Here is a 13,548-nt window from a genome sequence, read left to right on the forward strand (position 1 = left end):
AACACAAGAAATCAAACACTGCAATCACATGTTCGATTGCATATCTTATTTTTCATGGTATAATAACTTAAGATTATGACTGCCGACCTGGAGGTGTATTATGAAACTAAAAAAAATCACGGCAGCAGCCATGTGTGTTTCACTTCTTCTGACCGGTTGTTCCGGACTTTCCGGAAAACGCGGGCTTACTTACAGTGACACATTATTTGACACCACAATTAAGGTGCAGATTCTGGATTCTGCCAATACTTCTGTCATCAAGGGCTGCGAAACATTATGTAAGAAATACGACGCTATGTTCTCACCGGACAACAAAAAAGGCGATGTATATAAGATTAATCATGCAAAAGGAAAAGCTGTTACCGTTTCGGACGATACGATCAGTCTGATCAAAAAAGGGCTTTATTATGGAAAGTTCTCGAAAAGTGAATTTGATATTACCATCGGTTCTGTTTCCCGGCTGTGGGATTTCCGTTCCGGCAAGAAAAAGGTACCATCTTCCGCAAAAATCGACAAAAAGCTTTCCCACGTCAATTATCACGATGTAATAATAAATGGCAATGCTGTTACGCTGGCAGACAAACATGCGAAAATTGACCTCGGAGGAATCGCCAAAGGTTATATTGCAGACCGCGTAAAAGACTATCTGAAAAAGAAAGGCGTGAAACACGCGACGATTAATCTCGGCGGCAATGTACAGACGATTGGTACCAAGCCGGATGGTTCGGATTATCACATCGGCATCCAGAAGCCATTTGGAAAAAACGGCGATGCGATCGCTTCTGTAAAGATTGATGACCAGTCTGTTGTCACCAGTGGCATTTACGAACGATATTTTGAAAAGAACGGAAAGATTTACCATCACGTGCTTTCGCCTTCAACCGGAAAGCCATGCAAGACAGATCTGTACAGTGTATCTGTTATCACAGATTCATCACTAACGGCAGATGCGCTGAGTACCATCTGTCTGATGATGGGATATGACCGCGCACTGAATATGGTAAACCAGTTAGATAATGTTGACGCCATTTTTATTACAAATGATGGCGAACTTCATTATTCGAATAATTTCCAAAAAAATCACTAGTAGCTGGTATTCTTTAGATGTTTCAGCTGACGATCACAGATAATTGAATAAAGCAAAAGAAAGACGATCACTTTACTGCGATCGTCTTTTTATTGCTTTATTCCATTCATATGTGCCACCAAGTATCCGCGAATGGCACATATTGTCGTCCAGTCTTGATTGTCCCAGCTACCTATACTTCTATATATTTACTGCAGGCAACCGCCATTGCTCCAGGACCGATATGACATGCCACGCTCAGAGATAATTTTTCTGTGCGAATCTCATAATCAGGAAATCTCACCTGTAACTCCGCGATCCATTTGTCTTTTTCTTCTTCTGAGCATGTATATGCAGCTTCCAGATGAACCTTTTCTCCTGCGAAACGGGAATGAATATCCTTGTCAATTGCATCCAGCATTGTCTTTTTTGCAGCCTTCCATCCGCGCACTTTTGCAAATGCATCCAGTTTCTCGCCTTGGATCTGGAGTACCGGTTTCAGATTCAGTACCGTTCCGATTGCTGCGGCAGCAGGTGTGATTCTTCCACCTTTTTTCAAATATTTCAAAGTATCAACTGTAATATAAATGCTGGATTCCAGCTTTTCACGCATCAGAACATCGACGATCTCTTCACCGGACATTCCTTTATCGCGCATCATCATGGCGTCTTCCACAGATTGGCGTTGTGTTACGGAAATACGCTGGTTATCCACAACATGTACTTTTCCTTCAAATTCTCTGGCGAGCATGATCGCGTTCTCGCAGGAACTGCTCAGTCCGCTGGACATCGGAATATGAATGACTTCATCATACTCCTCTAGCAGTTCTTCCCACAGTTCCATAACATCTCCCGGTGACGGTTGAGATGTTGAAATATCCGCACCGGTTTCCAGTTTTTCATAAAATTCATCCTGTGTCAGTGTAATATCTTCGTAATACAGTTCCCCATTGATATAAAATGGCATCGGCACAACACGGATTCCCAGTTCCTTTGCTTCTTCCTGTGTAATACCACTGTTGCTGTCTGTTACAATTGCTATTTTTCCCATTACCTATACCTCACTAATTTTTAAAGCTGTGGATCGGTGCCGGAATACGTCCTTTCCTGTTCACAAATGAACTGCAGTCGTATTCGTTTACCGGCATGATCGGTGCATAGCCTAACAACCCACCGAACTGCGCCACATCTCCTACATCTTTTCCAATAACCGGAATGAGACGAACCGCTGTCGTCTTCTGGTTCACCATTCCGATTGCCATCTCATCGGCAATGATCCCGGAAATGGTTGTTGCTTTTGTCTTTCCAGGTATTGCGATCATATCTAACCCAACGGAGCAGACACATGTATATTCGCACCGGCAATATAAGCCGTTACTTTTGCGATAATTCCGACATTGTCTTTTCCAACTACTGTAATGATACATTTCTTCATATGCGAGTCCTCCTTCAAAGCCTGTTCATCTCTTCCTACAGCTGAATAATGTTAGAAACGGATGTTCTTTTTGCAACTGTGATCGGAAGTTCTTCTCCCTTGTACGGATTGTCTCCCATCGTAACTTCCAGTTTCACAGTTTCATAAGCAAGACTTTCATAATTATTTTCCTTGCTCAGATGTCCGAGTACAACTGCGGACATATCATCATGCAGTATATCACAAAGAAGGCGCCCTGACAATTCATTTGATAAATGTCCTTTGTCGCCCATAACTCTTCTTTTCAGAGGATAAGGATATGGTCCGACTTCCAGCATATGTATGTCGTGGTTCGCCTCCAGCACAATACCATTCAGATTTTTAAGGTTCTCAATGGTATAGTCATCATATATTCCAAGGTCTGTTGCAACTGCAGCAGACTTACTGCCATTCTCAATCCGGTAACCGGACGGTTCATTTGCATCATGGGAAATTGCAAAAGGACGGATGTCCATATCTCCCAGACGAAATGTCTGATCTACCTGCACCTCATGCAGAAGACCTTCCGGAAGCCTGCCAATATTTTTATTGGCTTTGATTCCTTCAATCGTTCCATGAGTTGCATAAACAGGAACTGCATATTTTCTGCTGAATACACCCAGTCCCTGAATATGATCGACATGTTCATGTGTAATGAGAATCCCCTGTAGTTCATCTCCTTTGATCTCCAGCTCTTTCAAGCCTTCTTCAATTCTCTTCTTGCTGATTCCAGTGTCTACCAGAAGATGCGTAGTATCATCTCCTATGTAAATACAGTTTCCGCTGCTTCCACTGGCAATGCTGCATAATCTCATCTGTTATTTCCACCTGTTCTTTACCATGTTATTTTTTCTATTATGTACCGTCATGCTGTCTTTTAACTGTTACAGATTCTTTACGATCTGATCGATCTGGATCATTGTCTCGGCGAAAACACCATTATTGTCAATAACTCTGTCACATTCCTTCATAAATTGCTCTTTTGTAAGCTGGGAAGCCATGATATCATCAATCTTGGATTCCTTGTATCCTCTGGAATAAAACAGACGGTTCTTACGGACCTCTGTCTTCACATATACATACCAGAGTTCGTCATAGACCTCTTCATAATGATCTTCGATCAGAAGTGCAGATTCCAGAATAAACAGATTCGTATTCTTCCGCTCTTCATGACGGATTTTTTTCTTAATCTCTTCCTTTACAGCCGGATGCACAATTGCATTGAGTGCTTCTAATTTGGCTTTGTCTGTAAATACGATATCCGCAATTTTCTCACGGTCCAGCTCTTTCTTCTCATCCAGGATGTCTTCTCCGAAATAAGCAACAATCTGATCATAACATTCTGTTCCTTTTTTCTGTAAATGCTTTGCGACTTTGTCAGCCTGACAGATGGTTGCACCATATTTGTCATTCAGATATTCCAGAATCTGTGTTTTCCCGGAACCAACGCCACCTGTTAATCCTATTATCTTCATGTCTTTTCACCTCTTATTTTGCTTCGTACCAATTCGTTCCAGTATGCATATCTATCTCAAGCGGTACCCGGAGGTCAGCCGCATGTTCCATCTCTTCTTCCAGGATTTTCTTCACTTCTTCAACTTCCGGTTCGTACGCTTCGATCAAAAGTTCATCGTGTACCTGAAGCACAAGTCTTGATTTTAAATGCTCTTCTTTCAGTCTGCGTCCCACACCGATCATGGCAATCTTCATAATATCTGCCGCTGTTCCCTGGATCGGTGCATTCATCGCCACACGTTCTCCAAATGAGCGCTGCATGAAATTGCTCGATGATAATTCCGGAACCGGACGCCGTCTGCCAAACAATGTTACTACATATCCGTTCTCTTTTGCATGTGCGACTGTATCATCCAGAAACTTTTTGATTCCCGGATATGTCCGGAAATAATCTTCGATGTATTTCGCCGCTTCTTTTCTCGTAATGCTCAGATCCTGGCTGAGGCCAAAGGAACTGATTCCATATACAATACCAAAGTTTACTGCTTTTGCATTTCTTCTCTGCAACGGTGTCACTTCATCGAACGGAATGTGAAATACCTGTGATGCGGTAATTCTGTGAATATCTGCTTCCTCCCTGTATGCCTGGATCAGCTGCTCATCCTGCGAGCAGTGTGCAAGCACACGCAGTTCAATCTGCGAATAATCAGCATCTACAAATACATATCCTTCTTCCGGCACAAATACTTTACGAATCATTCTGCCAAGTTCCACTCTGACCGGTATATTCTGCAGGTTTGGTTCCGCACTGCTCAAACGCCCGGTTGCCGTCACTGTTTGATGAAACTTTCCATGGATCCTTCCATCTTCCTGAATGTACCCCGCCAGCCCGTCTGCGTACGTAGACTTAAGCTTCGTAAGCTGTCGGTATTCCAGTACTTTTGATACGACCGGATAATCCGGTGCCAGCTTGTCCAGCACATCCGCCGCAGTTGAATATCCGGTCTTTGTCTTTCTTCCGCCCGGAAGTTCCATTTTTTCAAACAGAATTACTCCAAGCTGCTTCGGTGAATTGATGTTGAACTCTTCTCCTGCAAGCTCGTAGATATCTTTTTCCAGTTCAGTAATCTTACCGACAAGCTGATCTCCGTAAGCTTTCAGCGCTTCTGCTTCCACTTTCACACCATTTTGTTCCATCTCATATAAGGTAAATACAAGTGGCATCTCAATGTTTTCAAAAAGCTCCCAGCTCTTTGTATCTTTTAAACGGTTCTCCAGCGGTTCTTTCGCCGCAAATGCTGTATATGCTTCATAGCAGGCTTTTGTTCTCCCGTCTGCTTTCTCATCAATCATAAGTCCGAGCTGTTCTCTTGCGACATCTTCATACATATAATCGCTTTTCAGTGGATTCAGAAGATACGCCGCAACTGTCGCATCAAAACAATTCGCCCTGTTTTCTATCGGCAGTTCAGCTATGACATTTTTCAGATCAAATACAACAAATTGTCCGGCTTTCCGCTGAATCTGCGAGACTTGCTCTAATAACCATTCTGCGGAAATCTCTCCACCTGTAAGAATTAACGCTGTCTTTTCCTGTGATGCACAGAATGCAACTCCTCCAAGAGCTGCCTGCATGGCAAATAATGGCAATACATTTTCTGTATCTTTATAAACAGCTGCGCCAACAACTTTTTCTCCCTCAAGCTTCTTCAGATATGTTTCAGCTTCCTTCTTTGTCTTGATCGCACAGAAAGTCTCTTCAATCGATGGCGCTTCTGGCTGTACATCAAAACGGGATAACAGGTTCTTAAACTGTAATCTCTGGAAATATGCATAAGCCTCTTCCGTATAGAGATTGCCAAGTTTTGCCTCTTCAAAATCGTATTCCACATCCGCGTGCACTTCGATCGTCGCCAGTGTCTTGCTTAAAACCGCAAGATCCCAGTGTTCATTTAATGCCTTGGATGCTCGTGGTGGCTTCAGTTCTTCCACATGCTCATGTGCATTCTCAATAGAATGATACTCGGTAATGATCTTCGTTGCTGTCTTCTCGCCGATGCTTGGAACTCCCGGAATATTATCGGCAGTGTCACCCATCAGCGCTTTCAGGTCGATAAATTCAACCGGATTCACCTGATAGCGTTCTTTTACATCTGCCGCATAATAATCTTCCACTTCGGTGCGTCCCTGCTTCGTCTTCGGGATTCGAATCTTCACATGCTCTGTCGCAAGCTGCAGAAGATCTCTGTCACCGGAAATCACAGATACTTCCATGCCCTGTTCTTCTGCTCTTCTCGACAGCGTTCCAAGCAGGTCATCTGCCTCCAGTCCCGGCTGCTCGATAATGCGCACTCCCATCGCCTTTAACACTTCTTTGATCACCGGAACCTGCTGACGCAGTTCCTCTGCCATAGGCTTACGCGTTCCTTTGTACGCATCGTACATCTTGTGACGGAACGTCGGTGCATGCACATCAAAGGCCACCGTCAGATACTCCGGCTTCTCTTCTTCTAATATTTTAAACATGATCGTCAGAAAACCATAAATGGCATTCGTATGAAGCCCCTCTGAATTTGTCAGATCCGGAAGCCCATAGAATGCCCTGTTCAATATACTGTGTCCGTCGATCAGAACTATTTTCTCGCTCATAAAAACAACACTCCATGTATTTTTTCGCTACCTTAATACTATACACCAAATCCTTTGATTTTAAAAGTGCTTTTCTTTTTCTTCTTTCTCTTCTTCCTCAGCCTGGATAAACATCAGGACAAATACAACAAAAAGCAGGATACACACGGTATATACAGATTTTGTGCCAACCCCCGTCGTCAATTTTGTACTGATAACTGCGCCGAAGATAAATGCTGCAATAATTCCGTAATACTGAAGACTGTTATTACGTACTTTCCGGTCTCTGTGCACACCGGAATAAAAAAGATTCTCGGTAGCTGTCCTTAAGTTTCCGGTACACATCGTTGTTGCGTATTTCTTTCCTCCGCCAAAAGCCCTGAAACTCTCTACCTGCATAGAGCAGACGAAAGAAACTGCCGTATTGACCAGATCATTGCAAATGCCTTCCGGGACAAAAGAAACTGCCAGCAGTACAAGAATCTCCAGTGCGATAACGATCTGACGCCAGTGGATCTTTGTGCTGTAGCGGAAATTCAGTTTTACAATTTCCGTAATCATAACTCCGACCATAAACGCAAGGATCGGTAAAGTATACGTTGTTATTTTTTCAAAATTCTGCTGTGCAATATGAATCCCGAGAAGGACGATATTTCCCGTCTGTGCATTGGCAAATACGCCGCCCCGGCTTATATATGTATAGACATCCAGATAGCCTCCTGCAATCGCAAGAAGAAGTCCTATGAAATAAGACTCTGAAACCTGTCTTTTTAACTGTAGCATGAACTTACTTTCACATCCTTTATTTCTCTTTTTTCTGTAAATATGCCGCTCTTCCCTCTTCGTAAAGGTTGTTTCCCTCGCTGTCTATCACGACAACTAACGGCATCTCTTCTACATATAATCTGCGGAGCGCTTCCGCCCCAAGATCTTCATAAGCGATCAATTCTGCTTTTTTGATACATTTTGCAAGAAGTGCTCCGGCGCCTCCGATTGCTCCAAAATACACACCGCTGTATTTCTTCATTGCTTCAACAACTTCCGGAAGTCTGGCACCTTTTCCGATCATGCCTCTTGCACCTACAGACATCATCGTCGGCGCATACGCATCCATACGACCGCTTGTTGTCGGTCCCGCAGAACCGATCACATGTCCCGGTTTTGCGGGTGTCGGTCCGACATAGTAGATCGTTGCGTTTTTGGGATCAAATGGAAGTTCTTCTCCTCTTGCAAGCGCCTCACACATCCGCTTGTGTCCTGCGTCTCTTGATGTATAAATGGTTCCGGTCAGATACACGGTATCTCCGGCATGTAATGTTTTTGCAAGTTCCTCTGTCAAAGGAAGTGTGATATGTTTTTCCATTTTAGATCACCTCCGTTTTATGTCTGGTCACATGGCAGTTGATATTGACTGCACAAGGCATACCTGCGATATGCGTTGGCAATGTCTCGATATTCAGCCCGATTGCTGTCGTACGACCGCCAAATCCCTGTGGTCCGATTCCAAGCTCATTGACCTTTTCAAGCATCTCTTCTTCCAAATCTGCATAGTATGGATCCGAATTTTTGGAATCTACCGGACGCATCAGCGCTTTCTTCGCAAGAAGTGCCGCTTTGTCAAACGTACCTCCGATTCCGACACCGATCACCATTGGCGGACATGGATTCGGTCCTGCTGTCTCAACGACTTCCAGAATAAAATCTTTGATGCCCTGCAGTCCTGCAGATGGCTTGAACATACGGATCTGGCTCATATTTTCACTGCCAAATCCCTTCGGGCCTACTGTGATCTTCACCTGTTCTCCAGGAACGATCTCCGTGTAGAGCATTGCCGGTGTATTATCTCCGGTATTTCCTCTGCGCACAGGATCTTTCACAACAGATTTGCGCAGATAACCCTTGTCATATCCTCTTCTTACGCCTTCATTTACCGCTTCTGTAAGATCACCGCCTGTCAGGTGTACATCCTGTCCGATTTCAAGGAAGACACATGCCATACCGGTATCCTGACAGATCGGTACTTCCTGTGCACCTGCAATCTCATAATTCTCTATAATATTGTCTAACACGCCTTGCGCAATCTCCCAGTCTTCACATGCACGGCACTTCTCGATTGCACCTTTCACATCTTCCGGAAGAAACTGGTTCGCCTGAATGCATAATTTTTCTACAACTTCTGTAATTTTTGCTACATCAATTTCACGCATTATGCAGTACCTCCATTGCATTTTTATTCACTTTTTCTATCATATTCTCTTTTGGCAGATTTTTCAATTCTTTTTTCAGATCATACCGGGTACTCATATGCCAGAAAAATTCTCCTGTAAATAAAACTTTATGCATCCAGTCTTCTTTAAGCCATGCTCCGATCAGCCGTCTCACGGAATAAATCCGTCTGCTGGCATCTATCTGTTCAAGCTGAAGTTCGTACGGTGTCATCTGCTTTGGATAATGTACCGTATTTCCATTATATTTTGCCCAGTTTCTATGTATCAGACGGTCTTTATTTGCCTCATATGCCGGTGTCCCCGGTACAAAATACATGCTCTGGATCAGTACGCCCTGAATATGATTGCGGATCACGAAATCCGCCAGTTCTTTTCCACAACCCTTTTTCTGATTGTCCGACCCAAGAATAAATAATCCGCGCACGCTCAGTCCATGTTTCTGGATATTGCGGATAGATTTTTCAATCTCTTTTCTTGTACTCTTTTTGTGATAAGTTTCAAAAGATGCATCATCAATAAACTCGATACCCATATCTAGCTCAAAAAATCCAGCTTTCTTTAACAGCTCTAACATCTCATCATCGAAACCCACTTCATATCTTGCCTGGATATTAAAACGATATTTGATTCCGCTGTCTATGATCGCATGCAGGACTTCCATTGCCCATTTCTGGTCAGCAAAGAAATTATCATCCGTGATCCACAAATCCTGCACAATTCTGTGATTTCCTTTTTCAAAAAAATCAATGGAATATTTAATATCTTCTATAATATTTTCCGGTGTACGTTTTCTGACACATCTGCCAAAATGTTTCACAAGCGCACAGTAGTCGCAGTTATGCGGACATCCTCTAGAGGCATGTACCTGCGGCCAAATCGTCATATGTTTTGTCATCTTCTTATAATTATGAATCAGACTTCTGTCCGGAATCACATCGATATTTTCCGGCGGAACCGGCTTTCCTGTGCTGTAAAATTTTCCCTCTTCCAGCCAGGCGTATCCAGCCGTATCCGGTTTCTTTTTCTCCTGTATCATTTTTATAAGTGGAAGAATCGTCTCATCACCTTCACCCAGCATCACATAATCGCAATAGTTCACTGCTTCTTTCACATTCATGGATGCATGTAACCCACCCATCACAATGGTTGCATTCGTATGCTCCTTCAAATATGTTGCGATCTGATACCCGCGAACCGCCGCATAAGTAAAAATGCTGATAAATATAATATTCGCATCCTGAAGATCCTTCATCGGAATCTTAGAAATCGACTCACTGTACATATAAGTATCCGGATACTCCCGCTTCACAATCGTCGCAAGTGTATTTAAGCCCACCGACGGTGTGCGGATATAGCGGTCATATACGAAATAATTTAAAATTGTGGGTTTATACGGGCGATTGCCCGGCTCAATAAAACGAATTTTCATCTGTTTCTTTCCTCCACCCTGTCTTTTCTCGTTTGCCGTTATTATTATAAGCCTCTTTTCTATTTTTATAAAGAATTTTCTTGACATTCGTTTCAAAATACATTATCATAATTTTGTTACTTTGAGTAACAAGTATGCGGATATGGCGGAATGGCAGACGCACAAGACTCAAAATCTTGCGAGGGTGACTTCGTGTGGGTTCAAGTCCCACTATCCGCAGGCAGATAAAAAGCAGTAATGATTTTTTGTCATTACTGCTTTTTCTTTACATAAAGCTTCTTGTTTTTGTATATTCCACTATTTCAAATCATTTCAATAAATCCGCTATCCGAATCTCAAATCCCGGATAAATTCCTACCGGTATCATCTCATTGAAAGAATACTGCATGAAATTCTCCTGCATGCCAAATGAATACACCAGTACCTTTTCCTTCCGGAAGCGCATAAATATCATGAATTGTGTATCCATGCTCTTTTTGTAATGCACCGCCTTTCTTATCTACATAGGGAACATTGCCGCATCCAGCGAAGTCAGATCTTTCTCCCGGATGGAATACACGCCATCATCGTCCTTCTCAATCTGGACTTTACGAACTTCCGCTTTCCCATACTCCGGATTTTTAAGCTTGTCAGCCATGAGATCATACATTTCCTGCAGCATCAACTCATTGAGCTTATCGTCTGACGGAATCTTCTTTAACGTCTTCATCTTCGCTTCCAGCTTCTTCGTCAGCTCGTCCTGTAATCCTGAGAAGCACTTAAGCGGTTTCACTTTTACTTTCACTGTAAATCCGTTGTCTGTCTTCTCGGCGCTCTGCACTTTGTAATTCGCTGCTTTTAAAATATCCTGAAACAGCAGCCGGAACTTCTCTGTCATCTTTTCGGAAGCACCTATACTGTCCAGGCCACTGCTCTGCATCATCGTATCAATATTTTCCTGATATAAGTTCTTTACTTCTTTCTCTGTAGCATCTGTCTGCTTCTTGTATTCCTTGAACTTCCCTTTATAACTGGCATCCAGTGTTGCCGTCACATAGGCTTTTGCGTCTTTTTCACGCATCCCGCAGCCGGACAGGAGTCCCACAAGCAGTATGCAGACAATGAAAATACTTCCATATTTTTTAAGAACCATCTTTCTACTCATATCTTTTTCCTCCATTTTCCCGTAAGCTATCGCTTATAGCCTGTCTTTACGATACCTTACAGGATGGAAGTTTTCAATATGTATCCGTTTATTTTACCAGTTTTTTTCCGATATCAAAACAGTCAAATGTCGCAAAATAGTCCTTTGGTGTCTCAGCGCGTCGAATGAGCTGTGCTGTGCCGTCTTCTTTCAGTAACACTTCTGCTGATTTTAATTTGCCATTGTAATTGTATCCCATTGCAAATCCGTGTGCGCCGGTATCATGGATTACAAGCAGGTCTCCAATATCGATCTTCGGGAGCATACGGTCGATTGCAAATTTATCATTATTTTCACAGAGAGAGCCTGTGACATCATATTTGCAGTTGCATGGTTTGTTCTCTTTGCCCATAACTGTAATATGATGATAAGCACCGTACATTGCCGGACGCATTAAGTTTACAGCACATGCATCTACACCAATGTATTCTTTGTATGTATGTTTCTCATGGATTGCTTTTGTAACGAGGCAGCCATACGGTCCCATCATGAAACGTCCAAGCTCTGTGTAAATCTCAACATCACCCATTCCTGCCGGTGTAAGCACTTCTTCATACACACGTCTTACGCCTTCTCCGATCACACGGATGTCATTTGGCTCCTGATCCGGGTTGTAAGGGATGCCGACACCACCGGATAAGTTAATAAATTTAATATGAACGCCTGTTTCTTTTTGTAATTTGACAGCCACTTCAAAAAGAACTTTCGCAAGCATCGGATAATATTCATTCGTAACGGTATTACTTGCCAGGAATGCATGAATACCGAATTCTTTCGCACCTTTTGCTTTCAAAATCTTAAATGCCTCGAAAATCTGCTCCGTTGTCATTCCATACTTGGAATCTCCCGGATTGTCCATGATGTCATTACTGATTTTGAAAAGTCCGCCCGGATTGTATCGGCAGCTGATCGTCTCCGGAATATGTCCGATTGCTTTCTCAAGAAAATCAATATGTGTAATATCATCCAGGTTGATGATCGCACCTAATTCTTCTGCTTTTTTGAACTCTTCTGCCGGTGTATCATTGGACGAAAACATGATGTCATTTCCTCTTGCTCCGATTGCCTCTGACAGCATCAGCTCTGTATAAGAGGAACAGTCGCATCCACATCCATATTCTCTCAGAATATTAATCAGGAATGGGTTCGGAGTTGCCTTTACAGCAAAATATTCTTTGTATCCTTGGTTCCATGAAAATGCTTCTTTTAATGCTTTTGCATTCTCGCGGATCCCTTTTTCATCATAAAGATGAAATGGAGTCGGATATTCTTTTACAATCTCATCAAGCTGTTCTTTTGTTACAAATGGTATTTTTTTCATCGCTTCTCATTCTCCTTCTTCATTGCAAGTAATTCTATTTCATTCGCCAGTGTACGTTTATATAACTCAACAAAGTTCTTCTGTCCGGAATAGAGGCATGTATTCATACTGCCTTCCCCATATTCTCCGGTCAGTACATACTTAGAATCTGTGATCACACCGATTGATGTGCCTCGCTGTTCACCGATATAAACCTTTGCCCCTTCGTAGTTGACCGGCTGATCCGTAACGATCACAACTTTTCTCTTCGCATCAATCAGCTCTTCTAACTCTTTTACAAATAGGAGCAGATAGTTACGTGTACAGGATACGTACACCCGTTCTCTGGCATCTTCCAGCAGGTTACGCATCTTATCCAGCACATTTTCCGAACCTTCGATCGTAATATATCCTTCGACATGCTCCTTCTCCAGCGGTCTGTGCTTGCACAGCCACTTCTTGTTCTCTTCCATATGCCGGATACGGTTCTTGCAAAACTCATCCAGCACAACCGGAACATATTTCTTAGTTGTACCTTCTTCAACTAGATATGCCGCACCCTTCTCTGTCATGCTCGCCAGCGAATTGTAAGCATTCGACCGGGAAATTCCAAGCTGTTTCGCGACTTCATATCCGGTTGTTTTGCCTTCTCTGAGCAAGCACTCGTAAATACCGGCCTCCTGTCTGGTCAGTCCAAAATCCATTAATCTTTCAACAAATGATGTATGTTCCATAACTCCACCTTTATTCTTTAGTAGTTCTCCACGGGAACACTATATAGCATATTTTATCGTATGTCAACGGAT

13 protein-coding genes, 1 tRNA gene and 1 pseudogene are annotated in these 13,548 nt (G+C 42.8%); 2 read left to right on the top strand and 13 right to left on the bottom strand.

Annotation, left to right across the window (positions count from 1 at the left end; genetic code table 11):
* The first annotated feature begins 100 nt into the window (after window positions 1-100).
* Window positions 101-1,087, top strand: coding sequence for an FAD:protein FMN transferase (locus H8S07_RS00210; RefSeq protein WP_186855194.1), 987 nt, complete (start codon window positions 101-103; stop codon window positions 1,085-1,087).
* A gap of 172 nt (window positions 1,088-1,259) precedes the next feature.
* Here the strand turns inward: H8S07_RS00210 and H8S07_RS00215 are convergent, their stop codons facing one another.
* The 9 genes and pseudogenes from H8S07_RS00215 to H8S07_RS00260 all read right to left on the bottom strand — a co-directional run bounded on the left by H8S07_RS00215 (window position 1,260) and on the right by H8S07_RS00260 (window position 10,259).
* A complete protein-coding gene (locus H8S07_RS00215) occupies window positions 1,260-2,117 on the bottom strand; it encodes a DegV family protein (RefSeq protein ID WP_021860489.1) in 858 nt (285 codons plus the stop codon).
* Window positions 2,118-2,130: 13 nt separating this feature from the next.
* A pseudogene (locus H8S07_RS00220) lies at window positions 2,131-2,415 on the bottom strand (DUF711 family protein); the annotation flags it as partial.
* A gap of 121 nt (window positions 2,416-2,536) precedes the next feature.
* Window positions 2,537-3,334 carry an MBL fold metallo-hydrolase gene (locus H8S07_RS00230; protein WP_117537182.1) on the bottom strand — a complete coding sequence of 266 codons (798 nt, stop codon included), beginning with the start codon at window positions 3,332-3,334 and terminating at the stop codon, window positions 2,537-2,539.
* A 69-nt stretch (window positions 3,335-3,403) separates the two neighbouring features.
* Entirely contained in the window at window positions 3,404-3,994 is a 591-nt protein-coding gene (gene coaE, locus H8S07_RS00235; RefSeq protein WP_021860493.1) for a dephospho-CoA kinase, read from the bottom strand.
* Window positions 3,995-4,007: 13 nt separating this feature from the next.
* A complete protein-coding gene (polA, locus tag H8S07_RS00240) occupies window positions 4,008-6,623 on the bottom strand; it encodes a DNA polymerase I (protein WP_186855195.1) in 2,616 nt (871 codons plus the stop codon).
* Window positions 6,624-6,683: 60 nt separating this feature from the next.
* Complete coding sequence (locus H8S07_RS00245) at window positions 6,684-7,385, bottom strand: YoaK family protein (protein ID WP_117537179.1); 702 nt, start codon at window positions 7,383-7,385, stop codon at window positions 6,684-6,686.
* Between the two features lie 19 nt (window positions 7,386-7,404).
* The gene (locus tag H8S07_RS00250; protein WP_117537178.1) at window positions 7,405-7,965 is read right to left on the bottom strand and encodes a Fe-S-containing hydro-lyase; all 561 of its coding nucleotides are present in this window, start codon (window positions 7,963-7,965) and stop codon (window positions 7,405-7,407) included.
* Between the two features lies 1 nt (window position 7,966).
* The gene (locus H8S07_RS00255) at window positions 7,967-8,809 is read right to left on the bottom strand and encodes a fumarate hydratase (protein ID WP_117537177.1); all 843 of its coding nucleotides are present in this window, start codon (window positions 8,807-8,809) and stop codon (window positions 7,967-7,969) included.
* A complete protein-coding gene (locus H8S07_RS00260) occupies window positions 8,802-10,259 on the bottom strand; it encodes a B12-binding domain-containing radical SAM protein (RefSeq protein ID WP_186855196.1) in 1,458 nt (485 codons plus the stop codon). The genes H8S07_RS00255 and H8S07_RS00260 overlap by 8 nt, the downstream gene beginning before the upstream one ends.
* A gap of 136 nt (window positions 10,260-10,395) precedes the next feature.
* Between H8S07_RS00260 and H8S07_RS00265 the strand changes: the two genes are divergently transcribed.
* Window positions 10,396-10,478: transfer RNA gene (locus H8S07_RS00265), tRNA-Leu, on the top strand.
* An 88-nt stretch (window positions 10,479-10,566) separates the two neighbouring features.
* On the opposite strand, the gene H8S07_RS00270 is transcribed toward H8S07_RS00265, so the two are convergent.
* The 4 genes from H8S07_RS00270 to H8S07_RS00285 form a co-directional block, all read right to left on the bottom strand.
* Entirely contained in the window at window positions 10,567-10,713 is a 147-nt protein-coding gene (locus H8S07_RS00270) for a hypothetical protein (RefSeq protein ID WP_186855197.1), read from the bottom strand.
* A 45-nt stretch (window positions 10,714-10,758) separates the two neighbouring features.
* Entirely contained in the window at window positions 10,759-11,403 is a 645-nt protein-coding gene (locus H8S07_RS00275) for a hypothetical protein (protein WP_021860503.1), read from the bottom strand.
* Window positions 11,404-11,491: 88 nt separating this feature from the next.
* Entirely contained in the window at window positions 11,492-12,763 is a 1,272-nt protein-coding gene (locus H8S07_RS00280; protein WP_021860504.1) for a diaminopimelate decarboxylase, read from the bottom strand.
* Entirely contained in the window at window positions 12,760-13,476 is a 717-nt protein-coding gene (locus H8S07_RS00285) for a TrmB family transcriptional regulator (protein ID WP_021860505.1), read from the bottom strand. The genes H8S07_RS00280 and H8S07_RS00285 overlap by 4 nt, the downstream gene beginning before the upstream one ends.
* Between the last annotated feature and the right edge of the window lie 72 nt (window positions 13,477-13,548).

The organism is Dorea hominis (assembly GCF_014287705.1).
GTDB classification, from domain to species: domain Bacteria; phylum Bacillota; class Clostridia; order Lachnospirales; family Lachnospiraceae; genus Dorea_D; species Dorea_D hominis.

Excerpts from the sequence above, each read along its gene's own strand:
- H8S07_RS00210 (WP_186855194.1), top strand. The coding sequence starts at position 101 with ATGAAACTAAAAAAAATCACGGCAGCAGCCATGTGTGTTTCACTTCTT.
- H8S07_RS00215 (WP_021860489.1), bottom strand. The coding sequence starts at position 2,117 with ATGGGAAAAATAGCAATTGTAACAGACAGCAACAGTGGTATTACACAG.
- H8S07_RS00230 (WP_117537182.1), bottom strand. The coding sequence starts at position 3,334 with ATGAGATTATGCAGCATTGCCAGTGGAAGCAGCGGAAACTGTATTTAC.
- coaE (WP_021860493.1), bottom strand. The coding sequence starts at position 3,994 with ATGAAGATAATAGGATTAACAGGTGGCGTTGGTTCCGGGAAAACACAG.
- polA (WP_186855195.1), bottom strand. The coding sequence starts at position 6,623 with ATGAGCGAGAAAATAGTTCTGATCGACGGACACAGTATATTGAACAGG.
- H8S07_RS00245 (WP_117537179.1), bottom strand. The coding sequence starts at position 7,385 with ATGCTACAGTTAAAAAGACAGGTTTCAGAGTCTTATTTCATAGGACTT.
- H8S07_RS00250 (WP_117537178.1), bottom strand. The coding sequence starts at position 7,965 with ATGGAAAAACATATCACACTTCCTTTGACAGAGGAACTTGCAAAAACA.
- H8S07_RS00255 (WP_117537177.1), bottom strand. The coding sequence starts at position 8,809 with ATGCGTGAAATTGATGTAGCAAAAATTACAGAAGTTGTAGAAAAATTA.
- H8S07_RS00260 (WP_186855196.1), bottom strand. The coding sequence starts at position 10,259 with ATGAAAATTCGTTTTATTGAGCCGGGCAATCGCCCGTATAAACCCACA.
- H8S07_RS00270 (WP_186855197.1), bottom strand. The coding sequence starts at position 10,713 with ATGATATTTATGCGCTTCCGGAAGGAAAAGGTACTGGTGTATTCATTT.
- H8S07_RS00275 (WP_021860503.1), bottom strand. The coding sequence starts at position 11,403 with ATGAGTAGAAAGATGGTTCTTAAAAAATATGGAAGTATTTTCATTGTC.
- H8S07_RS00280 (WP_021860504.1), bottom strand. The coding sequence starts at position 12,763 with ATGAAAAAAATACCATTTGTAACAAAAGAACAGCTTGATGAGATTGTA.
- H8S07_RS00285 (WP_021860505.1), bottom strand. The coding sequence starts at position 13,476 with ATGGAACATACATCATTTGTTGAAAGATTAATGGATTTTGGACTGACC.